Source organism: Liquorilactobacillus ghanensis DSM 18630, assembly GCF_001435235.1.
In the GTDB taxonomy this organism is placed as follows: Bacteria; Bacillota; Bacilli; order Lactobacillales; family Lactobacillaceae; genus Liquorilactobacillus; species Liquorilactobacillus ghanensis.
Genome location: NZ_AZGB01000002.1, coordinates 40734 through 63682, shown reverse-complemented (window position 1 = coordinate 63682; position 22949 = coordinate 40734). Strand labels below are relative to the sequence as shown.

Below are 22949 nucleotides of genomic sequence, written 5' to 3'. Positions count from 1 at the left end.
TAATTTTACCGCTGAAATATACTCTTTTATAGACGGTCGATTATTAGGTGCTTACGAACTTCCCCCACTACTAATGGCTTTATTAATTATCTAATCTGAAAATTCACTTTCAGCAAACAAAGGCTCAAAAGTTTATTCACATCGTAAATATGATATTGAGAACCTGCTTGATAAAAAGAAAATCAGTTTTAGGTATGTATCGAATACGTTTCGTGGAAAATGAATTTGGAATTCTTTTAATGATGAATTTAATAAAGTTGGCAGAAATTTTAACCCAAATAACTGCTAACTCCCCTAATAATTGATCGCTGAATACAAAAAAGTCAAAAACTCGACCTGAAATTCTTGAAAAAACAGAATTTTAGATCGAGTTTTTATTGGCTGGTAAATTTTCCCAGTCATTTCCACTTTAAAACACTTACTTATAAATCAACTTAATACACCTAATAATTAATTATCAAACCAAACTAATCTTCCGGGCGCAATGTTGGGAACAATAACACATCTCTAATCGAAGGTGCATTGGTCATCAACATCACTAATCGATCTATCCCCACACCCAATCCACCAGTTGGAGGCATGCCATACTCTAACGCTTCTACGTAATCTTCATCAATTCCTTCGGCCTCATCGTTACCAGCTTCGCGCTCTTTAACTTGTGCTTCAAATCGTTGTCGCTGATCGATTGGGTCATTTAGTTCAGTAAAAGCATTTGCATATTCATTACCTAAAATAAATAGCTCAAAACGGTCAGTAAATCTAGGATCCTTATCATTTTTCTTTGCCAAAGGTGAAACCTCAATTGGATGCCCATAAATAAATGTTGGATCTGAAATCTGATTTTCACAAAATGTTTCAAAAAATTCATTAATAATATGTCCGACTTTCCAGTACGGTTCATAATGAACATGATGTTCATCAGCTAATTTACGAGCTTCTTCAACTGTCATTTTCTGCCAAAAGTCAACGCCCGTTTTTTCTTTAATGGCATCAACCATATGCAATTTTCTAAATGGCTTATTGAAATCAACTTTTTTACCTTGATATTCAACTACCCCATCATCCGAAACAACTTTCGAAGCAGCCTTGAAAATTCCTTCAGTCTCCTTCATAACGTCAGTAAAATCATAATAAGCTACATAAGATTCCAACATTGTGAATTCTGGATTGTGTCTCGTATCAATTCCTTCATTTCGAAATACTCGACCAATTTCATAAACTCGTTCCATCCCACCAACAATCAGTCGCTTTAAATGAAGCTCTAAAGCAATTCGTAAATATAATTGAATATCCAACGCATTATGATGGGTAACAAACGGGCGTGCTGCTGCACCTCCGGCTTGATTATGTAAGACCGGTGTTTCAACCTCAAGAAACTGTTGGTCATCCAAATAACGCCGAATTGCAGAAATAATTTTAGTCCGTTTCAAAAATCTATCAAAACTTTCTCGATTAGAAATTAAATCCAAATAACGCTGTCGATAAATTTGCTCAACATTTTGTAAGCCATGAAACTTGTCTGGTAGAGGACGTAAAGCTTTTGAAAGAAAAGTTAGATCAGTCACTTTAAGCGTTAATTCACCAGTATCAGTTTTAATCATATGCCCTGTCAAGCCTAAATGATCACCTAAATCAGATCGTTTGAAAATATGATATTTCTCCTCGCCGATAACATCCTTACGAACATAGATCTGCATTCTGCCTTGGCGGTCTTGAATATCGGCAAAACCAACTTTTCCTTTGCCACGTTTAGCAACCATTCGACCAGCAATCTTGACCTCTGGCTCTAATTCTTCCAGCTCACTTTTGGATTTTTCGCCATATTCTTGATGCAATTGTTCAGACAATGCTGTTCGTTCAAATCGGTGGCCAAAAGGATCAATTCCATCTTGGCGCAACTCATTCATTTTCTCACGTCTGATTTTTAGCTGATCATTCAGATTTTCTATCTTTGCCACTTTAAATCCTCCATTAATTTTATTTGTTAAAGCTTTCTCCTAACCTATTCTAGCACGACGAGCAGCTCTTTTAGCCAAAAAATCATTAACTTCTTCAAGAAAATTATCAAATACTAATTTCATTTCATCTTCTGAATCCGCTTCATTCAAGGCTGCTTTTGCTCTTGCTGAACGCGGGATACCTTTCAAATAATAAGCAGCTTGTCCACGAAATTCATGCGAGCCAACATAATCACCCTTTAGTTGAACTAAACGATGCAAATGCTCCTTGGCAACTTGAATTTTCTCAGCCGGGGTAGGCTCTGCAACAACTGTTTCTCCCGCTAAATACTCTGTAACTTGTTTAACGATCCATGGATTACCTAATGCTGCTCGCCCGATCATAACCGCGTCAGCTCCTACATCAGTAAGCATCTTTTTTGCGTCTTCCGGTGTCCGGACATCACCATTGCCAATAAATGGAATTTCTGTTAAATGATCAGCTACTTCTTTTAAAATTTCCCAATTAGCATGACCAGTGTACCGTTGTTTTCTTGTTCGACCGTGCATTGCCAGTGCTGCTGCTCCGCCTTCTTGGGCTGCAAGTGCATTTTCTACTGCATACAAGTGGTCATCATCCCAGCCTGTTCGCATTTTTACTGTCACTGGCAGACTGCAAGCTGTAGAAACTGCATGTACCATCTCATAAACCTTATTTGGATCTAATAACCAACGGGCACCAGCTTCAGCTTTAGTTACTTTTGGTACTGGGCATCCCATATTGATATCAATGATGTCAACATTAGTATGTTCTTCGATATATTCCGCTGCTTGCAATAAAGATTCCTTATCGCCGCCAAAAATTTGCACGCTGACTGGATGTTCACTTGGATCAAATTTTAACATCCCTAAAGTTTTAGCGTTTCGATATTGAATACCCCGATCTGAAATCATTTCGCAAACAACTAACCCCGCACCAAACTCCTTGCAAATCATCCGAAATGCAACATTTGTTACTCCAGCCATCGGAGCAACCACAACCTGATTAGGAATAGTAACATTTCCAATCTTCCATTCCATCACTTACACCTCTCACATTATTAATTTACACTTATAATCATCATACTAGTTTGAAAAAAAGCAACTCTTATTAAATAAACGATCCACTTCAATGAAATATTGTTACTATTGGTATCAGTTTCTATCATTTAAATTATTATGCCAAATTCCTACTGTATCAGCAAACTATACAGCCGCATCATATCATATATCTTTTTAAGCAACAAAGCTACCCCTGTGAATTACTAGTCAGCAGCTCACGTAGTTCCGCTTCTGTAAAATGATACTTTTTCCCACAAAAACGACAAACTGTTTCAGCTTGATGATCCTGCTCAATTATTTTTCTTAAATCAGCGGCCGCAATACTCGCCAATGCGGTTGCAAAGCGTTCTTTTGAGCAATCACAAATATATTTTAAAGGTACCCGTTCAAGTTCTTTAACCTGACTTGAACCTGTTAAATGTTTAATTAGTAATTCCGGATCTTGATCTTGTCTCATAATTTCTGAAATACTTGGCATTTCTTTTAATGATTTTTCCATTGCTGCTAACGTTGCTTCACTGGCTCCCGGTAAAACTTGAACCAAAAATCCACCAGCAGTTGCTACCGATTGATCTGGTTCAACAAAAACTGATACCCCCACTGCTGAAGGAATTTGTTCCGATTTAGCCAAATAATAGGTGAAATCCTCACCCAATTCTCCAGAAACCAAAGGTACTTGGCCGGTAAATGGTGTTTTCAAACCCAAATCCTTGGTAACTGCCAAAGATCCCTGGGTGCCAACTGCACCTTTAACATCAATTTTATGCTTTTCGTTTAGCGGTAACTCAATATGTGGTTGATGTAAATATCCCTTAATTTGTCCATGAGCATCACCATCAGCAACAATCGCTCCCACTGGTCCATCACCTTGAACTCTAACTGTTAATTTACCGTTTTCTTTCAATAATGCTGCGCTTAATAAAGCCGTACCGGTCAACGTTCGACCTAAAGCTGCCGTAGCTGTACTCCAAGTGTCATGAATTTCTCGGGCATCTTGAACCAATTGCGTTGTCTTAGCTGCATAAATTCTTAATTGTCCTTCATAAGCAAGCACTTTTAACAAATAATCTTCCATTTTTCTTTACCTCTTAATTAAAAATTTCGCTTAATTACCAAATAACCATAAACAAAGAACCTACAACAAAACTTATGTCTTGTCGCAGGCCCTTAAACATAACTTCAATTATCAATCTTTTGGATAATACGTGGTTGTATGATCATGCTTATCCTTTGAATCATCAGATTGATCAGCTTTTTGTTTAGCTTCTTCTTTACGTTTCAAAGCTTCCTTTGATTCTTCAAATGTGGCAGCTTTTTCACTTGGAAATTCTTCTTGTTTGACTGGCATTTTCCCAGTCTTAAATAAACTTAAAATCTGTTTTTCATCTAAAGTTTCATACTCAAGCAAGGCCTTGGCAATCGTTTGATGCTGTTCGCGATGATCTTCAATAATCTGCTTAGCTGAAGCCATTCCCTCATTCAGCAAATTCTTAACCTCTTCATCAATCAGGTTAGCAGTTTGTGCTGAATAATTTGGTTGTCCCGGATAGCCATCACCAGCAAACATGCCACTTTGACCTTCATATTGAACTGGCCCAAGTTTACTGCTCATCCCATATTCAGTTACCATTGCCCGTGCTAACTGAGTTGCCTGCTGGAAGTCATTCGAAGCCCCAGAAGATTGTTGCTTAAAAATAATCTCCTCAGCCGCTCGACCACCCATTAAACCAGCTATTTGTTCTTTTAAATCCTTTTTGCTCAATAGCATTTGATCTTCTTTAGGCAACATAATTGCGTAGCCACCTGCTCGACCACGAGGTACGATCGTTACTTTATGAACAACTCGTGCATCATTTAAAACTAAACCAACTAAAGTATGCCCAGCTTCATGATAAGCAACCGTTTCACGTTCTTTTTTATTGATTACCCGATCTCGTTTAGCGGGTCCAGCAATTACGCGATCTTCCGCCTCATCCAAATCAGATGCATCAATTTGCTTCTTATCACGCCGAGCAGCCAACAATGCCGCTTCGTTTAATAAGTTCTCCAAATCAGCCCCAACAAACCCAGGAGTCTGTTTAGCAATCATTTTCAAATCAACATCGTTAGACAATGGTTTATTATGAGCATGAACCTTTAAAATCGCTTCACGGCCCTTAACATCAGGACGACCAACTAAAATTTTCCGATCAAAACGACCTGGACGAAGTAAAGCTGGATCCAAAACATCAGAACGGTTAGTTGCAGCCATGACGATAACACCCTCATCGCCTTCAAAACCATCCATTTCAACCAGCAACTGGTTCAAAGTTTGTTCACGTTCATCGTGACCACCACCCATGCCGGCACCACGACGGCGACCAACAGCATCAATTTCATCAATGAAGATAATTGAAGGGGCGTTTTTCTTGGCAGTCTCAAATAAGTCACGAACTCGGCTAGCACCGACACCAACAAACATCTCAACAAAATCCGAACCGGAAATTGAGAAGAAAGGTACACCGGCTTCACCGGCAACTGCTTTTGCTAACAAAGTTTTACCAGTTCCGGGAGGTCCTTCCAATAGCACACCTGATGGTATTCGGGCCCCTAAAGCCAAAAACTTATGTGGATCTCGCAAGAATTCAACAACTTCAACTAATTCCTGCTTCTCTTCCTCAGCTCCAGCAACATCGGAAAACCGAACCTTATTCGACTTCTTATCTACTGGCTTAGCCTTAGACTTGCCGAAGTTCATCACTCGACCGTTGCCGCCACCTTGACCAGCTTGACCCATCATCATATAGAAGAAGAAGATAAAGAAAATTACCGGCAGCAAATATATCAGTAGCTGAATCCATAAGCTGCTTGATTCTTCTTCTTTAGTGTTATTTTTAATGTCATTCTTATTGGCATATTTTTGAATTTGTTTAACAGCCACATCATTAGTCAAAACATTTGTGGTAAATGATTTGGTTTCGCTGCTGCTGCCACCCAATCCGCCAAAACTCGAAGAACCAGATGTCTTCTTAGCATGACGATACGTGCCGGTTACCTTATAAGTACTTCCAGCCGGTTGTAGTGTGAAATTTTTAACGTTATCTTTTTTAAGCTCTGTAATGAATTGACTCGATTGGATTTGTTGAGATTGGGAGTTTGCTTTACCACCAAAAAAGTAATATAACATCCCCATGACCCCAAGGAAAACCACAATATAAAACAGACTATTCTTAAAAAGCCCATTCTTTTTATTGTTCATTTGCTTCCTCCTTGAACTAACGACTAATTGCCCCTATGTAAAGACGGCTATCAAATAGATAATAGCACACTTGACCATTATTGACTATTAATTTTTCTTATTATAAACGGTTGGTTTTAAAATTCCAACATATGGTAGGTTACGATAAAAGCCCTGATAATCTAGACCATAACCAACAACAAATTCATTAGGTACTTGAAAACCGACATAATCGGGAGAAATTGTTTTTTCGCGTCGATCCGGTTTATCCAATAATGTACAGATCTTAACTGATTTAGCCTGCCGGTGTTTCAACAGGCTGGCTAAGCACGTAAGGGTTCTTCCAGTATCAATAATATCTTCTACGATCAAGACATCGCGCCCTTTAACCGAAACATCCAAATCTTTGATAATCTTAACCGAACCGGAAGATTCCGTTTCATTACCATAACTGGAAACATCCATAAAATCCAGCTCAACGTATGTGTCAATCTGACGAACAATATCAGCCATAAACATAATGGCACCCCGTAAAACACAAATAACTAAAGGCTTTTTCCCTTGATAATCCTTTGTCAGTTTGTACCTAATTGCTTGCAAACTTCTTGAATTTGTTCTCGACTATATAAAACTTCCTTGATATCGCTGTTCATAAAGCAACCTCGTTCCTAAAAATTATCATGTATAGCATTCTACCATTTACAGCTGCTTCTGACAAATACCCGCGTTTTACTCCAACCAACCAGATCGGTCGATTTTTTTTATCCGCTACTATCCATAATTTGCTTCGCTGTACTTTTGATAACTTAAGATCAATCAAAATTTTCTTGACCTTTTGCTTACCCACCGCCGTGACTAGTCGATCACCCTTTTGGCGATGCCTGATTTGCAATGGAAATCGCTGATCAGTTGGTAACCTGAAAACCAGATCTTTTGGATGCAGCATTCCTGAATTCCATTCAAAAAGTCCAACTTGACTGCCATCTTCAAGGTGCTGCCATTCCCCCAATCGTAATTGCTGGCAAAAGTCAGTTGAAACAGCCGTTAAATTTGCTTGCGAATAAGTTACGCCGAAATGATCGTATTCTTTAAAGAACAGCCAATTTCCTTCTAAATCAATTCTTCCTTGCGGTTTTTGAGAATTATTTAAAAGTTCGCTTGCCTGCTGCTGTTGTCCATGAGTTATTTTAGCAGTCGGAATACTCAAAATCTTTTCAAGTAACAATTGTTGCCAAGCAAGTGGTTGTTGTTGCCAGTTGGTTAACGAATAGGTATGTTTCGCCGTTTTAATTGTCTGTAATCTTTGTTCCAATAATGGTTTCATTGCCGCTTGCAAGCAGGCTAATTGTGACTGATAGTTAATTATATGCTCTTTAAATTGTGGATTTTCCTCCACTAATTCGGGAATAAATCGATTGCGCAATCGATTGCGCAAAACTTTCAATTCAAAGTTAGTTTCATCCTCAAAGTACTTAATTCGCTGTTCAACTGCATATGCCCGAATCTCAGCTTTAGAAAAAGGCAACATTGGTCTTAAAATCCAACTGCCAGCTTGCGCTGAAAAACATCGGCGAGCAGCAATTCCGGTTAATTGCTGCAGTTGCCCTCCACGAATTAGTTTCAGCATAAATGTTTCAACTTGATCATCTTGATGATGTGCTGTTAAAAGTTCACTAATTCCTTGTTTTTGCATGATCTGCGCAAAAAACTTATAGCGAAAATCCCTAGCAGCAGCTTCGATTCCATGAGCTGGATGCTGCTGCGGTGACCAATCGGTTGTAAAAAGCGGCAAATGATGCTTTTGGCAAAAACTACGAATAAATTCGGTTTCCTGAGCACTAGCTGGACGAAGACGATGATTCACATAAGCTACTGAAACTTGCGGTCTAATTTTTTTAGGTAATTTCAGCAATAACTGCAGCATTACCATTGAATCAACCCCAGTTGAAACGGCCGCCAAAACTTTTTCAGCCTGATTTAATTTAACAAAATTCTGCTGAAATCTGTTCATCATATCCATTAAAATCACTCCGCTAAAAAAAAATTGCCCTTCCGGACAATCAATTTAATTTAACTGCGACGCCCGCCGCGGCCACCGCGTTTACCTTCTGTATTTCGTTTAAGTGAAGTCAATCGAGCTTCGCTTTCTTTTAAAAATCCGGCTAATAGTGAATCAAAATCTTCTGGTTTACTTTCACTTTTATGAAAGTTTTGATTTTTCGAGTTTCCAGCATAATTATGCGGATGAGTTTTAACACTGACCCCACCACGATTGCCCGAATTATGGTGTCTTTCAACATGATTGTGTTTAGGATAATTTTCGTGTGCTTCTTCACTATTTTTTTCAGCAGCTTTGCGAATTGATAAACCAATTTTGCCGTCTGCTGCAATTGAAAGGACCTTAACCGTTACCTCGTCACCAACGCTTAAAACATCATGAATATCTTTAACATATTTATCAGATATTTCACTAATATGAACTAAACCATTTTTTCTTCCGCCTAAATCAACAAATGCACCAAAATTGGTGATTCCTGAAACTTTGCCAGTGACTTTCGCCCCTACTTCAATTGACATAAAAAAGCTGTTCCTCCTTAAATTGTATACACTTTAGTATAACACGGCTGACCCTGTATGCAACAAATTTAACAACAATTGATTTAGTTTTATCTAAGTCCTTAATTAAGAAAAACTGGTATTTCAACAGTATAATAGAGTAAATTTTTTAATGGCTATTGTTATAATTGTTACTCAATTTTCAATACTAACTGAAATAAACCGTTCAAACCAGACAAGCCATAATTCTTAAAAAAACAAGCTATCGGTTTATTTGTTCTGCTCACCGTTTTTATTACTGCTTGGCAAATTATAAATTGTTTCGCCGTTTTTACTGTAATAATACTTTTCGCGAATCAGTTTTTGCAAGTAATCATCATCTTGCAATTGACGTGTCTGTTGTTTCAAATCACTGCGTTGCTGCTTGACCTTGGTTAACTTGTCATCAGCTACTCTTCTTTGTTGTAATAAACCAGACGTCAAATGTTGAGTTCTTAACACTTGCCCTCCTAAAAATAAACAACAGATCACAAAAAAGCCAATAATAACTACCATTCTTCGGTGATGAACTCGTTTGGTGTGTAATTTGCCCGCATGCAACTGTGCCTGCTGATGCTGCTGTTCAAAATATGAATTATTTAAAATTTTAATTTTGCTATCTTGCTGTCTCTTCAAACAAGTTCATCTCCGATCTATTCGCAGTTAATTATAGCAAACTGCTGTTTCCTACGTCTAATAAAGTGATAAAACTAATTTTTAGAAGTTTCACTGATTATTTCGTACAATCCACCAGCTTCTGCTTTTTTGGCATTAGGAGTTAAAGCCGTTACCTTGATCACTAATGTTTTATTGCCAAAATTAATCGTTAATTCATCGCCAACAGCAACATTTGTTGCCGACTTAGCCGGCCTTTGATTAATTAGAATACGACCTTGATCGGCTATTTGTTTAGCGACCGTTCTCCGTTTAATAATACGCGAAATTTTCAAAAACTTATCTACTCGCATTTAATTTCCTCCTCAGATTACTCAATGCTGTTTTAATAATTTCCAATCCAGAATATGCAGGCAAAAAGCTAATAGAAAGAATATTGCTCCCCCTATTGGAATTGCCACTAATAAAATCAATAAACTTCCATGACGGGAAAAACTAACTGTTTGCTGCACTAAATCAGCCGTTAAATAAGTACCAGCTCCCATTAAAATCAACGTTCCACTCATTTTCCACAACCAATTGTGATCCTTTAGATACGAAAAACCGGTCTTTTTTTCCAATTTCCCAGCAACAATTGTTCCCAATAATAAACTTAAAACCGAGGCCCAAGCCGCACCATTGATACCCAATGGCGCAATTAATAGTCGATTAAAAATTAATTTTGCAACCATAATCAGCAAAATAATTTTTAAGGCCGCTGATTGTTGCTCTTCAATCTGCAGCAATACATTGTCCAAAGTGATTATTGTTACCAGTGGAATAGTTAAACTATTAACTGTTAAAGCCCAAGAACCTTGCGTACTGCCAAACAACACCCAATTGATTTGCGGCATTAGAACTGCTAAACCAACAGCCGCCGCTAACGCAAATAACAAAGCCAATTGAAATAACTGATTAATCCGCAATTTCAATACTTTTTCATTTTGTCGCTGCTGTTGTTTAACCAATGTTGGCAAAGAACTAACCGCAATTGCATTAGTAATTACCAATCCTAGTTGGAGCAATGGTTGCCCGCGATCAAAGACCCCTTTCAAAGACGCAGCTGCTGCCGGAAGTAAACCAGTTGTTTGCAAATATTTTTTCAACGTAAATGAATCAATCAATTGCAACAAAATCAGTAACGCCGCGTTTAAACAAAAAATAAGTCCTTCAGAAAACAAAGATTGGGCTAACTTTTTTAATTCACTAAAGCTGACGGTCATTTTTACCGACCGTAGATTTCGCCAAAAAACCGGCCAAAAAAATATTGAAGCTGCTAACGCACCAAACGTTCCTCCTAAGATCGCCCAACTACCTATTAGATATAATGATAAATGCTGCTTTATTCCAATATAAGCCGCAGCTAAAATAACGCCAACTCGAATCAGTTGCTCAACTAATTGTGAATGAGCAGTCGTTGCCATATCAAGATTCCCTTGACAATAACCGCGCCCAACAGCTAGAAAAGGCAATAATAAATACATCCAACTAACATTTTGAATCACAACTGTTAATCGTGGGTCGCCCATCCCGCTTGCAATTCTAGTTGCAAACAACTGCATCCCGCCAAATAAACAGCAGCCAAAAGCCAACAACAAATACCAATAATTTCTGGCAACTACCTTTTTTTGGAATTCATCACTTTCTTGGGCAACTTTTTTTGAAATAAAAGTTGGAAAGCCAGTCAAAGCAAAAGTCATTCCGATTCCATAAAACGGATATACCTGCTGATAAATATAGAAGCCGATATTACCTACCATATTTTGAAAGGGAATCCGATAAACAGCACTCAGTATTTTAACAATCAACGAAGTAACTGCCAACCAAACCGTACCGCGCAGCAGTAAGCTCTCACTTCTCTTTTGTCCCATTCCTCTTCCCTTTCGCTTCTTTTGCTTGTTGTTTTATCAAAAAAGCAAATAACTTTTCAAATTCAGCAATAACTTTCAGTAATTCCATTGTTGGTTGCTGATATAAAACAACGCTAAAGTGTCCAGCTTCATTTTTAATAGTTGCTTTTAGATTAGTCTGCGCCAAAGCGGCCAAAACATCACGTGCTGTCAAAAATTTATTGAAGTTTTCAGTAAACAAAATCGTAAATTTTCTTTCTGTTTGCTGAATTGATTTAACCTGTGCCTGATCAGCCAACATTTTCAATTTACCAATTTCTAGCAAATTAGCCGCCGGTTGCGGGTAGTCGCCAAAGCGATCCAACAGATCCGCTTGAATTTCATCAAATTGATCTTGATTTTGTAGCTGTCGAATCCGCTTATAAATTTCAATTTTTTGACGCGGATCAGCAATATAGCTACTTGGTAGATAAGCTTCCAAATTTAATTCAATTTCTGCATCACTAACTACACGCAGCTGTTTGCCCTGCTTTTTGGCTACTGCGTCTTTAAGCATTTGAACATACAGATCATAACCAACTGAGTCAATAAAACCATGCTGCTGACTTCCAAGCAAGTTGCCGGCACCACGAATAGCTAAATCACGCATGGCAATCTTAAAACCTGAGCCAAGTTCAGTAAAATCCTTGATTGCCTCTAAACGTTTTTCACTGACTTCCGTTAAAACCTTGTCGGGCCGATACATAAAATAAGCATAAGCTATTCGATTACTGCGCCCGACTCTTCCACGCAACTGATATAACTGTGCCAATCCCATTTTGTCAGCATCTTCTACAATCAATGTGTTGACATTGGGAATATCGATCCCGGTTTCAATAATTGTTGTTGTAACTAAAACATCGTATTCACCATTTATAAAATCCAGCAAAATTCGTTCTAGTTGCGCTTCTGACATCTGTCCGTGAATATAGCCAATTCTAGCTTCCGGCAGCATTGTCTGCAGTTCAGTAACCGTCCGTTCAATATCTGCAACTCGATTATGCAGATAAAATGCTTGTCCACCACGATTGATTTCACGACGAATAACATCTGCAACTAAACCATAATCTTGCTCAATTACATAAGTTTGGATTGGAAAACGATTTAATGGTGCCGTTTCAATCACTGACAAATCACGAACTCCCAGCATTGACATATTTAACGTTCGCGGAATAGGTGTAGCGGTTAATGTCAAGACATCAATTGACGACCGTAATTCCTTGATTCGTTCTTTATGCTTTACCCCGAAACGCTGCTCTTCATCAATAATCAGCAAGCCGAGTTCTTTAAACTTAACATCCTTTGACAACAGTCGATGAGTTCCAACTACAATATCTAACTGTCCAGCTGCTAGTTCACTTAAAGTTTTTTTAACTTGCTGCTGGGTCCGAAATCGTGACAATATGCCGATCGTTACTGGAAAATTTTCAAACCGACTCAGCATTGTTTCATAGTGCTGCTGAGCTAACACCGTGGTTGGAACCAATAAGGCTACTTGCTTCCCATCTTGAACAGCCTTAAAAGCAGCTCTTAGGGCTACTTCGGTTTTGCCATAACCAACATCACCGATCAATAAACGATCCATTGGACGGCTTCGCTGCATATCATGTTTAATTTCCCTAGCACTTCGCAACTGATCAGGTGTTTCAGTATATGGAAAAGCTGCTTCAAATTCTTGCTGAAATTCATCATCAGGTGAAAACGCATACCCTTTTTCCGTTGCCCGTTTGGCATACAATTCAACTAATTCATCAGCAATATCTTCAACTTTAGCAGCTACTCGCCGTTTAGTTTTAGCCCAATCACTGCCACCGAGTTTATTCAAATGCGGTGATTTGCCTTCAGCTGAAACATATTTTTGAATTCGATCAATCTGATTAACCGGCACGAACAATTTGCCAGCATCTTGATATTCAACCGTTAGATAATCTTGGTGTTTGCCACGATCACTGATAGTTTTGATTCCCAAGAAACGACCGATCCCATGATTAATATGAACTACGTAATCGCCCTTTTTTAAATCAGTGTAACTTTTTAGACGTTCAGTATTTTCCATTGTTAACCGGCGTGGCTGTTTGGTTTTTACTTTCTGAAACAGCTCGCTTTCAGTTACAATTACTAACTTAAGTTGTGGTAATTCAAATCCATGTCTAAAACCTGCTTGAATCAACTGTGGCTGCCCAAGCTCAAGCTTTTTAGCCGTGTTTATTTCAATCGGCATTGCAAAATCAAGCAACGTCTGCTGAACTTTTCTAATTCTTTCAGGATCATTAATTGCAAACACAACTGTCTGCTGCTGTTTCTTCCAACGCTGCAATTCATTCTTTAATAATGGCATCTGACCAAAAAATTGCTGAATCATCCGCACTTGAACATCAGCAATCAGTGCAAATGTCAACTGACCCATGCCTTTACGAAAAAGCGCCAAGAAAATTGAATTATGCTGATCTTGTTTCTGCAACTGTTTAATTAATGGTACTGGCTGATTAGCTGCAAACAACTTTCCGCTAGTCAGCTGATTAGTTTCCCAAGCTGCCTGCTCTTGCTGTTGGAGACGCTGACTCTCAACCAATCGTGGTAAATCATCCCAAAGAACCATCCCATCAGTCGGCAGATAATCCAATAAAGAAAATTTTTCCAATAAAAGTTCCCGTTTAAAAGCTGCCGCCCAAGCTGGTAAACTGCCCGTGTTCAAAGCAGCTGTTAATCTCTGATTAGTCTCGCTCAAATTTTCACGAAAATCTTTTTGAACTGCCTTAGCTGCTATTGCTTCATATTGCTTTTTTAAAGTACTTAAAGCAAATTTTTGCTGTTTAGCAGTTAACGGATACTCACTGGCTGGTAAAATTTCAACATCAGACAAGTTTTGCAAACTTCGCTGATCATTTACTGAAAATTCACGAATTGAGTCGATTTCTGTATCAAATAAATCAATTCTAATCGGATTCAGTTGCGTAAACGGATAAAAATCAATAATTGAACCACGAATTGCAAAATCTCCACGTTTTGCCACTAGTTGCTGCCGTTGATAACCATTTTGTTCTAAAAAAGCAATAAATTCTGTTAAATCCAATTCCATCCCAGTTTTTAGAAACTTGATCTGCTGCCGCCATTGCTCAGGAGCTAACAACGGATAGGTAATTCCGCTAACAGCAGTCACTGTTATTTTAGCCTTTTGAATCGCAGCCAAAGTTTGAATTCGAGCTGCCCTAAATTCAGGAGAGGCAACAGCAGATTCAGCCGCCAGCGTTTCTTCGACTGGAAAAAAGTTCACTTGCTCGGCACCCAATAAAGCCGTCAGTTCATCAGCTAGTGTCTGAGCATGATTTAATGTATCTTCAATTACTAAAAGCGGTTTTTTAAGTTGCCGCAAAAAAGTTTGCAGCAGCAATGGTTTAACTGCTGGTTGAATTCCAGTTAATAAAAAATTTTCATTTGTTGTATTACCTAGAGTGGTAATTAAATTTGAAATTTCAGGTAATTTTAAAAAGATTTCTTCAATTTTCATTATTGAAAGCTACTACTTCTCCTTGTGATTAAACTCATTCATTGTCTGGGAAAAATCATCGGTTTCCAGCCAAAACTTTATGGCTGCAATCGCCTGATCAAGTCCATTCATAATCTCTGGTTGCTGATTTTTGGAAAACCTTGACAATACCCAGTTTACCACGGTCTGACGTTCTGGATGGTCAATTCCGATCCTAAGCCGTTTGAATTTTTCATCACCAACAGCCGCAATTATACTTTTAATTCCGTTGTGCCCGCCAGCAGATCCTTTTTGCCGTAGTCTTAATTGACCAGTCGGCAAATCCATATCATCATGAATTACCAATATATCAGCTGGACTCAAATCATAATATTTCAATAATGCTGCCACGCTGCGGCCCGATTCATTCATGTAAGTTGTTGGTTTGGCTAAAATAACTGTTTGCTGATGATAAAACCATTTAGTCAGCATAGCTTCTTGCCGGGGACCGGAAAAAGCCAGACCTTCTTGTTCGGCTAACTGATCCAAAACCATAAAACCGGTATTGTGTCGCGTCTTTTCATATTCTTTACCAATGTTTCCCAGACCAATTACAAGTTTCATTATTTATTACTCCATTTCCTTGGTGTTTTCGTAGTATTTTGTAAATATTTTCGCTAATTTCTGCAATAATTATCTTTTGTTTGAAATCAACTGTACAATTTTGCACATAACAGCTGTTTTACCATGCATTATCAGCGAATAGTATACCACAGACGGGTTTTTAACTGAAAAAAATGTTTGAAAACTGCTTCACATTTTTCAGAAAAAAGTGGTATACTATCGGTGTGTCATTAAGTTCATTTATGAAAGGATGAAGAACTGTGTCAAAAACACAAAATCATCAAAAAGTTATTTTAGTCGGCGATGGCGCCGTAGGTTCTAGTTTTGCATATGCAATGGCTCTCCAAGGAGTTGCCGAAGAATTTGGGATTGTCGATGTTGTTAAGGAACGTACCGAAGGCGATGCGCTTGACTTAGCTGATGCAACCGCACTCTCATATCCTAAGAAAATCTATTCAGCAGAATATTCTGACTGCAAAGATGCAGATTTAGTTGTTATCACTGCTGGTGCTCCACAGAAGCCAGGTGAAACTCGGCTTGACTTGGTTAACAAGAACCTGAAGATTCTTTCAAGTATCGTTAAACCGGTCGTTGACTCAGGTTTCAGTGGTATTTTCTTAGTTGCTGCTAACCCAGTTGATATTTTAACATACGCAACTTGGAAATTCTCTGGTTTTCCAAAGAATCGTGTCATTGGTTCTGGTACTTCTTTGGATACTTCTCGTCTTCGTGTTGCTTTAGGTGAATTACTGGGCGTTCATGATCCTCGTTCAGTTCATGCTTACATTATGGGTGAACATGGTGATTCAGAATTTGCTGCATATTCAGCAGCAACCGTTGGTGGTCTTCCAATTCTTGACTGGGCCAAAGCAAATGGTGTTACTAAAGAAGAATTAGCCAAAGTTGAAGATGACGTTCGTAACAAAGCTTATGTAATTATCAGTAAAAAAGGTGCTACTTTCTACGGTGTTGCAACTGCTTTGGCACGTATTTCAAAAGCTATCTTACGTGATGAAGATGCTGTTTTGCCAGTTTCAGCTTATATGAACGGTCAATATGGTTTAAACGATATTTATATCGGTACCCCAGCTGTTGTTAATGGCAACGGTCTTGATCGGATTCTTGAAGTTCCGTTAAATGACGAAGAACAAAAGAAAATGACTGATTCTGCCAAAACTTTGAAACAAGTTTTGAATGACGGTTTAAACAACTTAAAAAAATAAGTAAGTTATAATTAAATATTTTTAAACCAAGGCTGCGGTCTTGGTTTTTTTTAACAATTTTATTAAAAACTATTCTCCTTTTAAAGCCAAAATATGCTAAGATAAATTAGAATGTTTTAATCATGGAGGAGAAAGCTAAATGCTATTTAAATCATTAATTAAGCCCAAAGACCATTTAACAACTGTCCGAGAAGATGTTACTCTCGAACAAGCTCTAAAAATACTGGAAACTTCTGGTTTTCGCTGCGTTCCAATTCTAGATAAAACTGGACAGATTTTTCGCGGTAATATCTATAAAATGCATATTTATCGTCATAAATCCCGTGGAGGCGATATGCAGCTGCCAGTAACTTATTTATTAAAAAATGCTACAAAATTTGTTTCCCTAGACTCAGCTTTTTTTAAAGTCTTTTTCACAATTAAAGATTTGCCCTATATCACTGTTTTAGATGAGCACAATTTTTTCTACGGAATTTTGACACACTCAAGCTTGTTGAATATGTTATCTCAATCTTGGAACGTCAATGTGGGTAGCTACGTTTTAACAGTTCTTTCATTGGGTGAACGGGGCGATCTGGTTGATATGTCAAAGATTATCACCAAATATACTTCTATTGCCAGTTGTATCACTTTAGATGTGCAGGCTCAAAGTATTGTTCGTCGCGTATTGTTTACTTTGCCGTCAGGTGTCGAACCAGAACGTTTGAAACGAATTGTCGCTAATCTGGAACGCAGAAGTTTTAAAGTTGTTGAGATCGAGGACCTTAACTCATAACCAAATTTCGAAAATTTTACTTGATATACAAATATATCCTGCAACCAGCAACAATCATGCTGGTTACAGGATATATTTTTAATTACTAAATATTTTATATAATTAAGATTCAACTAATTTTTATGTATATCGGTCAGCCCTAAACTGACACAAATGGCTTGATCGATCTGTTGCATCTCTTTATTAGCAACATGGGTTATTTTATCTTGCAAACGTTGCTTATCAATTGTCCTGATCTGTTCCAGTAATACAACAGAATCACGTTCAATCCCAACTTTAGCCGCCCGTAAACCAACATGCGTCGGCATCTTAGGTTTTTGGATCTGAGCAGTTATTGCCGCCACAATAACCGTGGGACTGTAACGATTGCCGATATTATTTTGAATAATCAGCACCGGACGTTTCCCTCCTTGCTCCGATCCAACCACCGGTGATAAATCCGCAAAGAAAATATCACCTCGTTTGACATCTTTAACTATCATACGCTCCTCCTAACTATTTTTATTTTCGTCATCACATTCGCAATCAACAAATTCATCGCATATCTGACGATTAATTGGCCCCATTTCAGTATAACCGGAAATTAGTTCATCGAGAATCTGCTGGTGGCTGACAATATAATCTAATAGAGCCGGATCACGCTTAATTTCAGCTTGATCAATTGCGTAGTAATCACAATAAATTGCTAAACGTTCTTGCTGTTTTAAAAGTCCCGAATCAAATTGTTCATCTTCACTTTGATAAACCATCAGCTACCCCTGCTTTCTCCCGTTTTCTTCTATTTTAATTTTTCTTTTAAATCTAATCAAGGTACTTACGTGGTACTCGCTCAGAAATTCCACAAAGTATTTCGTAATGGATCGTCTGTGCGTAATCTGCCACTTGCTGCGCAGTAATTTGCTGTTGCCCGTCTTTGCCAATTAAGGTGACTTTAGTTCCAACCGGCAAGCGTTGCGGCAAACGTACCATTATTTGATCCATACAAACACGACCTACAATCTCACAACTATGACCATTAATCAAAACCTTTGAACCTTGCATGCGCCGCAACCAGCCATCAGCGTAACCTAGCGGAACTGTTCCAATCCATTCGGTTTGCTGAGCTGTATAGGTTTTCCCATAACCAACCGATTCACCAGTTTGAATTTCTCTGACTGCCGCCAACTCGCTAACTAGACTTAACGCCGGTTTAAAAGCTGCTGGTAACTTACGCACATGACCCGAAGGATTTAAACCATACATTGAAACCCCAAAGCGTACCATATTTCCACCGCAAGCTTGATGCCATAAAGACGCTGCTGAATTTGCTACATGCACATAAGTTGGTAATGGATCAACAACCGTTAATAATTGCTTAAACTTTTTTAATTGCTGTTGGTAATAATCTGCTTCAGCTGCATCCGCAGTAGCGAAATGGGTAAAAATTCCTTGAAAATCAAATTCTTTTGTATGAGTTCGCAAAAAATCAACAGCTGCAGCCAAGTCATCAGTTGTTTTAAAACCAATTCGGCTCATTCCAGTATCCAAGGCTAAATGTACTGCCAATCTCAACTGCTGAGCATGCAAACTTACAGCAGCTTGTTTTAAAAACTCCAAACTGTCAACCGCCACAGCTAAGCTATTTGCCGCCAGTAACGGTGCTGTTGCAGCTGGATTAACTCCCAAAATTAAAATTGGTTTAGTAATGCCTGCTCGCCGCAAAGCCAAGCCTTCATCAATAACTGCCACACAAAAGCCATCTGCTCCAGCTGCTTGGGCCGCAAATGCTACTGGTATCAAACCATGGCCATAAGCGTTTGCTTTAACAACTGCAAACAATTGTTGTGGTTTTTTTAATAACCCTTTTTCTAATTTTATATTCTCTTTAATTGCACTCAAATCAATGATTGCCTCAGTTGGCCGATGCCATGCTTCAACCATTAGCTATCTTCTCCTTCTTTTCAAGAATCACTTCTGTCATTACTAAAGCTGCCGTATGAGAAATCGAAATTTGAACCTGAAAGTCAGTTGCTCGTGGATAACGGGTAAAAACCGGCTTACCGGTTGCTGTTGAAATAATCTCCAAATCCTGAAAAGCAACTGCTGATCCAATTCCCGTACCAAAAGCCTTAGCGAATGATTCTTTAGCCGAAAAACGACCTGCAATAAATTCAGATTTACGGTGATTGCCTAATTTAGCAAAAATTTCCAATTCTGTCGGAGTTAATACCCGCTTAGCAAAATTATAATTTTTTTTCCAAGCATGTTCAACCCGATCAATTTCTGTTAAATCAATTCCAATTCCATAAATCATTTTATAGCCACCATTTCATTGCTTAGTCTTTGTTTTCTGATGCTCATCTGCAATCTTACCACAAGTTAGTCAAGCAAAAAACTCTAAAATAAAAAGAGCATACTGGTTGGCCGCCAGCTGCCCTTAAAACTTCTGCTTGCTATTCCCTAGTCCGCATGTTTAATCGTAAATTGTCGTTTCTTTGAATGTTGCCGATTAAATTTATCACGACTTTTATCCTTTTTAGAATGATATTGTCGATGATTATCTCTTTGATAACGGCTGCGGCCACCACGGGATTTATAGCCGCCTTTAAAATTCTTATTATTGTGTTTATGACGTGGTAATGGACGTTCTGGCGTAATTTTTACCGGAACCTCGGTTGCTGAATCATGTGTCAATTCATTCAATAACAAGGCTGTCAAATCAGTTGCTGAATGCTTAGCTAACAACTTTTCTGCTTGAGCGTTAAATTTAGTCGTATCAGTATTTTCAAGCAAATCTTCAACTTGCTCAACCGCCGACGATATTTGACCGATAAATGCTTCCTGTTCGGTCGGTGGCTTTAACGGGCTCATGCGTTTTTTAGTTAAATGTTCAATAACTCTTAAATAATCCATTTCATTTGGTGTTACAAATGTTACCGAAACACCATGATGCCCGGCACGTCCTGTTCGGCCGATTCGATGAACATAACTCTCAGGATCTTGCGGAATATCATAGTTATAAACATGAGTTACGCCTGAAATATCAAGACCACGAGCTGCTACATCAGTTGCCACCAAGATATCTAATTTTCCAGCTTTAAATTGCTTTAAAATGCTCATACGGCGTTGTTGAGACAAATCACCATGAATTCCTTTAGCATTATATCCGCGAGCTTCCAGGCCCTTTGAGAGCTCATCTACTCGACGCTTCGTCCGACCAAAAACAATCGTTAATTCCGGTGATTGGACATCAAAAATTCGGGTCATAACATCGAACTTCTCAAAATCACGGGCACGCACATAAAATTGATCAACTAAGTCAGTCGTTAATTCCTTAGCCTTAATCTTGACGATCTGCGGATCCTGCATGAATTTTTCACCGATCTTTAAGATCGCCGGTGGCATTGTAGCTGAGAATAATAACGTTTGTCGCTCAGCTGGGATTTCTTTAATAATACTTTCGATATCTTCAACAAAACCCATATCCAGCATTTCATCAGCTTCATCCAAAACAACTGTTTTCACATTTGATAAATCAACTGTCCGCCGACGCAAATGATCAAGCAGCCGTCCTGGGGTACCAACTAAAATTTGTGGTGCCCGTTTCAATGAATGAATCTGCCGACGAATATCAGCCCCACCATAAACAACTTGAACTTTAGCTTTTTCATCCTTACCCAATCGAAAAAGTTCTTCCTGCGTTTGAATCGCCAACTCTCGTGTTGGTGACACAATCAAAGCCTGAACTTGATTGAGTTTAACATCAATGTGTTCCAAAATCGGCAAGCCAAAAGCTGCTGTTTTTCCAGTTCCCGTTTGGGCCTGGCCGATTACATCGTCGCCTTTCAGTACTAGTGGAATTGTTTGCTCCTGAATGGGAGTTGCCTCCTCAAATCCACTACGTTTAATTGCCTTTAACAGGTAGTCCGAAAGACCAAGTTCTGTAAATTTCAAAAAATATTTCCTCCTAAATTTTATTAAAAATTAAATCTGATCAGCGCAAGGCAGCCAGTACTTCTTCCAAATGAATTCCATGACTACCCTTTAACAATACCAAGTCAGCAGGTTCAATCACCGCTGTCAAATCAGCTATCAATTTTGCTTTTTGATTGCTAGCATAAAGATGCAGCCGAGTTGAATCAAACTTATCTCGCAAAGCTTGAGCCAAAGAAGCCATTTGACTGCCACATAAAAAAACTTCGTCAATTTGAGCTGGGTCGATATCAGCTGCTAATCCAGCATGTAATTTAGCTGCTGCTGCTCCCAACTCCAACATATCACCCAAAACAACAAAACGCCGGCCGCTAGTCGGAGCCTGCGAAAAAGCTTTAAGAACCAGATGAGCAGCTGTTGGATTAGAGTTATAAACATCACTCAAAATTCGTTCCTGCTTTTTCCCAACAAGCCACTCAGTCCGATTAGCTGTTGCTTGAAACTCAGTTAATGCAGCAATCATCTTTTCAACTGGTAAATGAAAATAATCACCAACTGCCAGTGCTGCCAGCGCATTATTAACATTATAACTGCCAATCATTGGCACCGTAATGTTTTCTTCCGGCCAGCAAGCTACCCGAAAGCTTGTACGCTGCTCATCACCAACGATATTTAGTGCTTGATAATCATTATTAGCCGCTTCACCAAAAGTTTTGGTGGTTTGCAATAATTCTTTTGTTCGTTCGCGCAAAAGCGGTTCATCACCATTATAAATCAATAAGCCGTCTTCTTTGAGTCCATGAGTAATTTCCATTTTAGCATCAGCAATCTTATCGCGTGTGCCAAAAAATTCGATATGCGCTTCACCGATCATAGTAATAATTGCGATGTCCGGTTCAACCAAGCGACTTAAATGATCCAGTTCTCCAAAATGATCCATTCCCATTTCAACAACCAATACTTCTGTATTAGGCTCCATTCCCAAAACCGTCATTGGAACTCCAATTTGATTGTTGAAATTAGCATGCGTTTTTTGAACATTAAAACCAGTTTCCAAAATTGCAGCAATCATATCCTTGGTTGTTGTTTTTCCGTTACTACCAGTAACAGCAACAACTTGCGGGTTAATTTTAATTAAATAATAATTTGCTAATTTTTGCAATGCTGCTAAAGTATCTGCAACCGGTAAAATCGGAAAATCAGTAGCCGGTAATCGATGGTCAGTTTGCCATAAAGTCGCAGCCGCGCCTTTGTCAATTGCCTGCGTAAGATAATCATGACCATCATGATCTCCAACTAGTGGAATAAATAAAGCACCTGGTTGTAAGCTGCGCGTGTCAAAAGAGACACTCGTTATTGTTATTTCTTCCCAATTCTCTCCAGGTGTAACTTTCAGTGCTTTCGCAATTTCTGCTAGTCGCATCTTCATTGATAAAACTTCCTTTCACTGCAAGCAATATTTATTCAGTCATCAGCTGAGCATTATCACTTAATTGACCTTTGTTATTGTATCACAAATTACTTATCCGTTAAAAATAGCAAAACCCTTCAGTTGA

General features: G+C 38.6%; 19 protein-coding genes and 1 pseudogene. 2 read left to right on the top strand and 18 right to left on the bottom strand.

The features are described 5' to 3' along the window. Positions 1 to 467: 467 nt before the first annotated feature. The 12 genes and pseudogenes from lysS to pth form a co-directional block, all read right to left on the bottom strand. A complete protein-coding gene (lysS, locus tag FC89_RS00955; RefSeq protein WP_057870676.1) occupies positions 468 to 1958 on the bottom strand; it encodes a lysine--tRNA ligase in 1491 nt (496 codons plus the stop codon). Between the two features lie 39 nt (positions 1959 to 1997). Then, entirely contained in the window at positions 1998 to 3017 is a 1020-nt protein-coding gene (gene dusB / locus FC89_RS00950; protein ID WP_057870675.1) for a tRNA dihydrouridine synthase DusB, read from the bottom strand. Positions 3018 to 3225: 208 nt separating this feature from the next. Then, entirely contained in the window at positions 3226 to 4113 is an 888-nt protein-coding gene (gene hslO / locus FC89_RS00945) for an Hsp33 family molecular chaperone HslO (protein ID WP_057870674.1), read from the bottom strand. Positions 4114 to 4224: 111 nt separating this feature from the next. Next, positions 4225 to 6276: an ATP-dependent zinc metalloprotease FtsH gene (gene ftsH / locus FC89_RS00940; protein ID WP_057870673.1), complete on the bottom strand. Its 2052-nt coding sequence runs from the start codon at positions 6274 to 6276 to the stop codon at positions 4225 to 4227. Between the two features lie 87 nt (positions 6277 to 6363). Further along, positions 6364 to 6908: pseudogene (gene hpt, locus FC89_RS00935) on the bottom strand (hypoxanthine phosphoribosyltransferase). Beyond that, positions 6905 to 8275: a tRNA lysidine(34) synthetase TilS gene (gene tilS / locus FC89_RS00930; protein ID WP_057870672.1), complete on the bottom strand. Its 1371-nt coding sequence runs from the start codon at positions 8273 to 8275 to the stop codon at positions 6905 to 6907. Before tilS ends, hpt begins: the two are co-directional and overlap by 4 nt. Before the next feature lie 50 nt (positions 8276 to 8325). Next, positions 8326 to 8832 (bottom strand): S1 domain-containing RNA-binding protein, encoded by a 507-nt coding sequence (locus FC89_RS00925; RefSeq protein ID WP_057870671.1) that lies wholly within the window; start codon positions 8830 to 8832, stop codon positions 8326 to 8328. Between the two features lie 249 nt (positions 8833 to 9081). After that, positions 9082 to 9486, bottom strand: a complete 405-nt coding sequence (locus tag FC89_RS00920; RefSeq protein ID WP_057870670.1) for an FtsB family cell division protein — start codon at positions 9484 to 9486, stop codon at positions 9082 to 9084. Between the two features lie 74 nt (positions 9487 to 9560). Beyond that, complete coding sequence (locus tag FC89_RS00915) at positions 9561 to 9818, bottom strand: RNA-binding S4 domain-containing protein (protein WP_057870669.1); 258 nt, start codon at positions 9816 to 9818, stop codon at positions 9561 to 9563. A gap of 21 nt (positions 9819 to 9839) precedes the next feature. After that, positions 9840 to 11375, bottom strand: coding sequence for a putative polysaccharide biosynthesis protein (locus FC89_RS00910; protein WP_057870668.1), 1536 nt, complete (start codon positions 11373 to 11375; stop codon positions 9840 to 9842). Beyond that, entirely contained in the window at positions 11356 to 14901 is a 3546-nt protein-coding gene (gene mfd / locus FC89_RS00905; protein ID WP_057870667.1) for a transcription-repair coupling factor, read from the bottom strand. The genes FC89_RS00910 and mfd overlap by 20 nt, the downstream gene beginning before the upstream one ends. 12 nt (positions 14902 to 14913) lie before the next feature. Then, a complete protein-coding gene (pth, locus tag FC89_RS00900) occupies positions 14914 to 15483 on the bottom strand; it encodes an aminoacyl-tRNA hydrolase (protein ID WP_057870666.1) in 570 nt (189 codons plus the stop codon). A gap of 260 nt (positions 15484 to 15743) precedes the next feature. On the opposite strand from pth, the gene FC89_RS00895 reads away from it, so the two are divergent. Further along, positions 15744 to 16706, top strand: coding sequence for an L-lactate dehydrogenase (locus tag FC89_RS00895; RefSeq protein WP_057870665.1), 963 nt, complete (start codon positions 15744 to 15746; stop codon positions 16704 to 16706). Between the two features lie 139 nt (positions 16707 to 16845). Continuing rightward, positions 16846 to 17481 carry a cyclic di-AMP binding protein CbpA gene (cbpA, locus tag FC89_RS00890; protein WP_057870664.1) on the top strand — a complete coding sequence of 212 codons (636 nt, stop codon included), beginning with the start codon at positions 16846 to 16848 and terminating at the stop codon, positions 17479 to 17481. A gap of 113 nt (positions 17482 to 17594) precedes the next feature. Here cbpA and FC89_RS00885 read toward each other — a convergent pair whose 3' ends face one another. The 6 genes from FC89_RS00885 to FC89_RS00860 all read right to left on the bottom strand — a co-directional run bounded on the left by FC89_RS00885 (position 17595) and on the right by FC89_RS00860 (position 22822). Next, a complete protein-coding gene (locus FC89_RS00885) occupies positions 17595 to 17963 on the bottom strand; it encodes a type II toxin-antitoxin system PemK/MazF family toxin (RefSeq protein ID WP_057870663.1) in 369 nt (122 codons plus the stop codon). Between the two features lie 9 nt (positions 17964 to 17972). Further along, positions 17973 to 18230, bottom strand: coding sequence for a hypothetical protein (locus tag FC89_RS00880; protein WP_057870662.1), 258 nt, complete (start codon positions 18228 to 18230; stop codon positions 17973 to 17975). Between the two features lie 52 nt (positions 18231 to 18282). After that, entirely contained in the window at positions 18283 to 19401 is a 1119-nt protein-coding gene (gene alr / locus FC89_RS00875) for an alanine racemase (protein WP_057870661.1), read from the bottom strand. Then, positions 19394 to 19774 carry a holo-ACP synthase gene (gene acpS / locus FC89_RS00870; RefSeq protein WP_057870660.1) on the bottom strand — a complete coding sequence of 127 codons (381 nt, stop codon included), beginning with the start codon at positions 19772 to 19774 and terminating at the stop codon, positions 19394 to 19396. The genes alr and acpS overlap by 8 nt, the downstream gene beginning before the upstream one ends. Positions 19775 to 19920: 146 nt before the next feature. Next, on the bottom strand, positions 19921 to 21414 hold the full coding sequence (gene cshA, locus FC89_RS00865) for a degradosome RNA helicase CshA (RefSeq protein WP_057870659.1): 1494 nt from the start codon (positions 21412 to 21414) through the stop codon (positions 19921 to 19923). Between the two features lie 40 nt (positions 21415 to 21454). Continuing rightward, on the bottom strand, positions 21455 to 22822 hold the full coding sequence (locus tag FC89_RS00860; RefSeq protein ID WP_057870658.1) for a UDP-N-acetylmuramoyl-tripeptide--D-alanyl-D-alanine ligase: 1368 nt from the start codon (positions 22820 to 22822) through the stop codon (positions 21455 to 21457). Between the last annotated feature and the right edge of the window lie 127 nt (positions 22823 to 22949).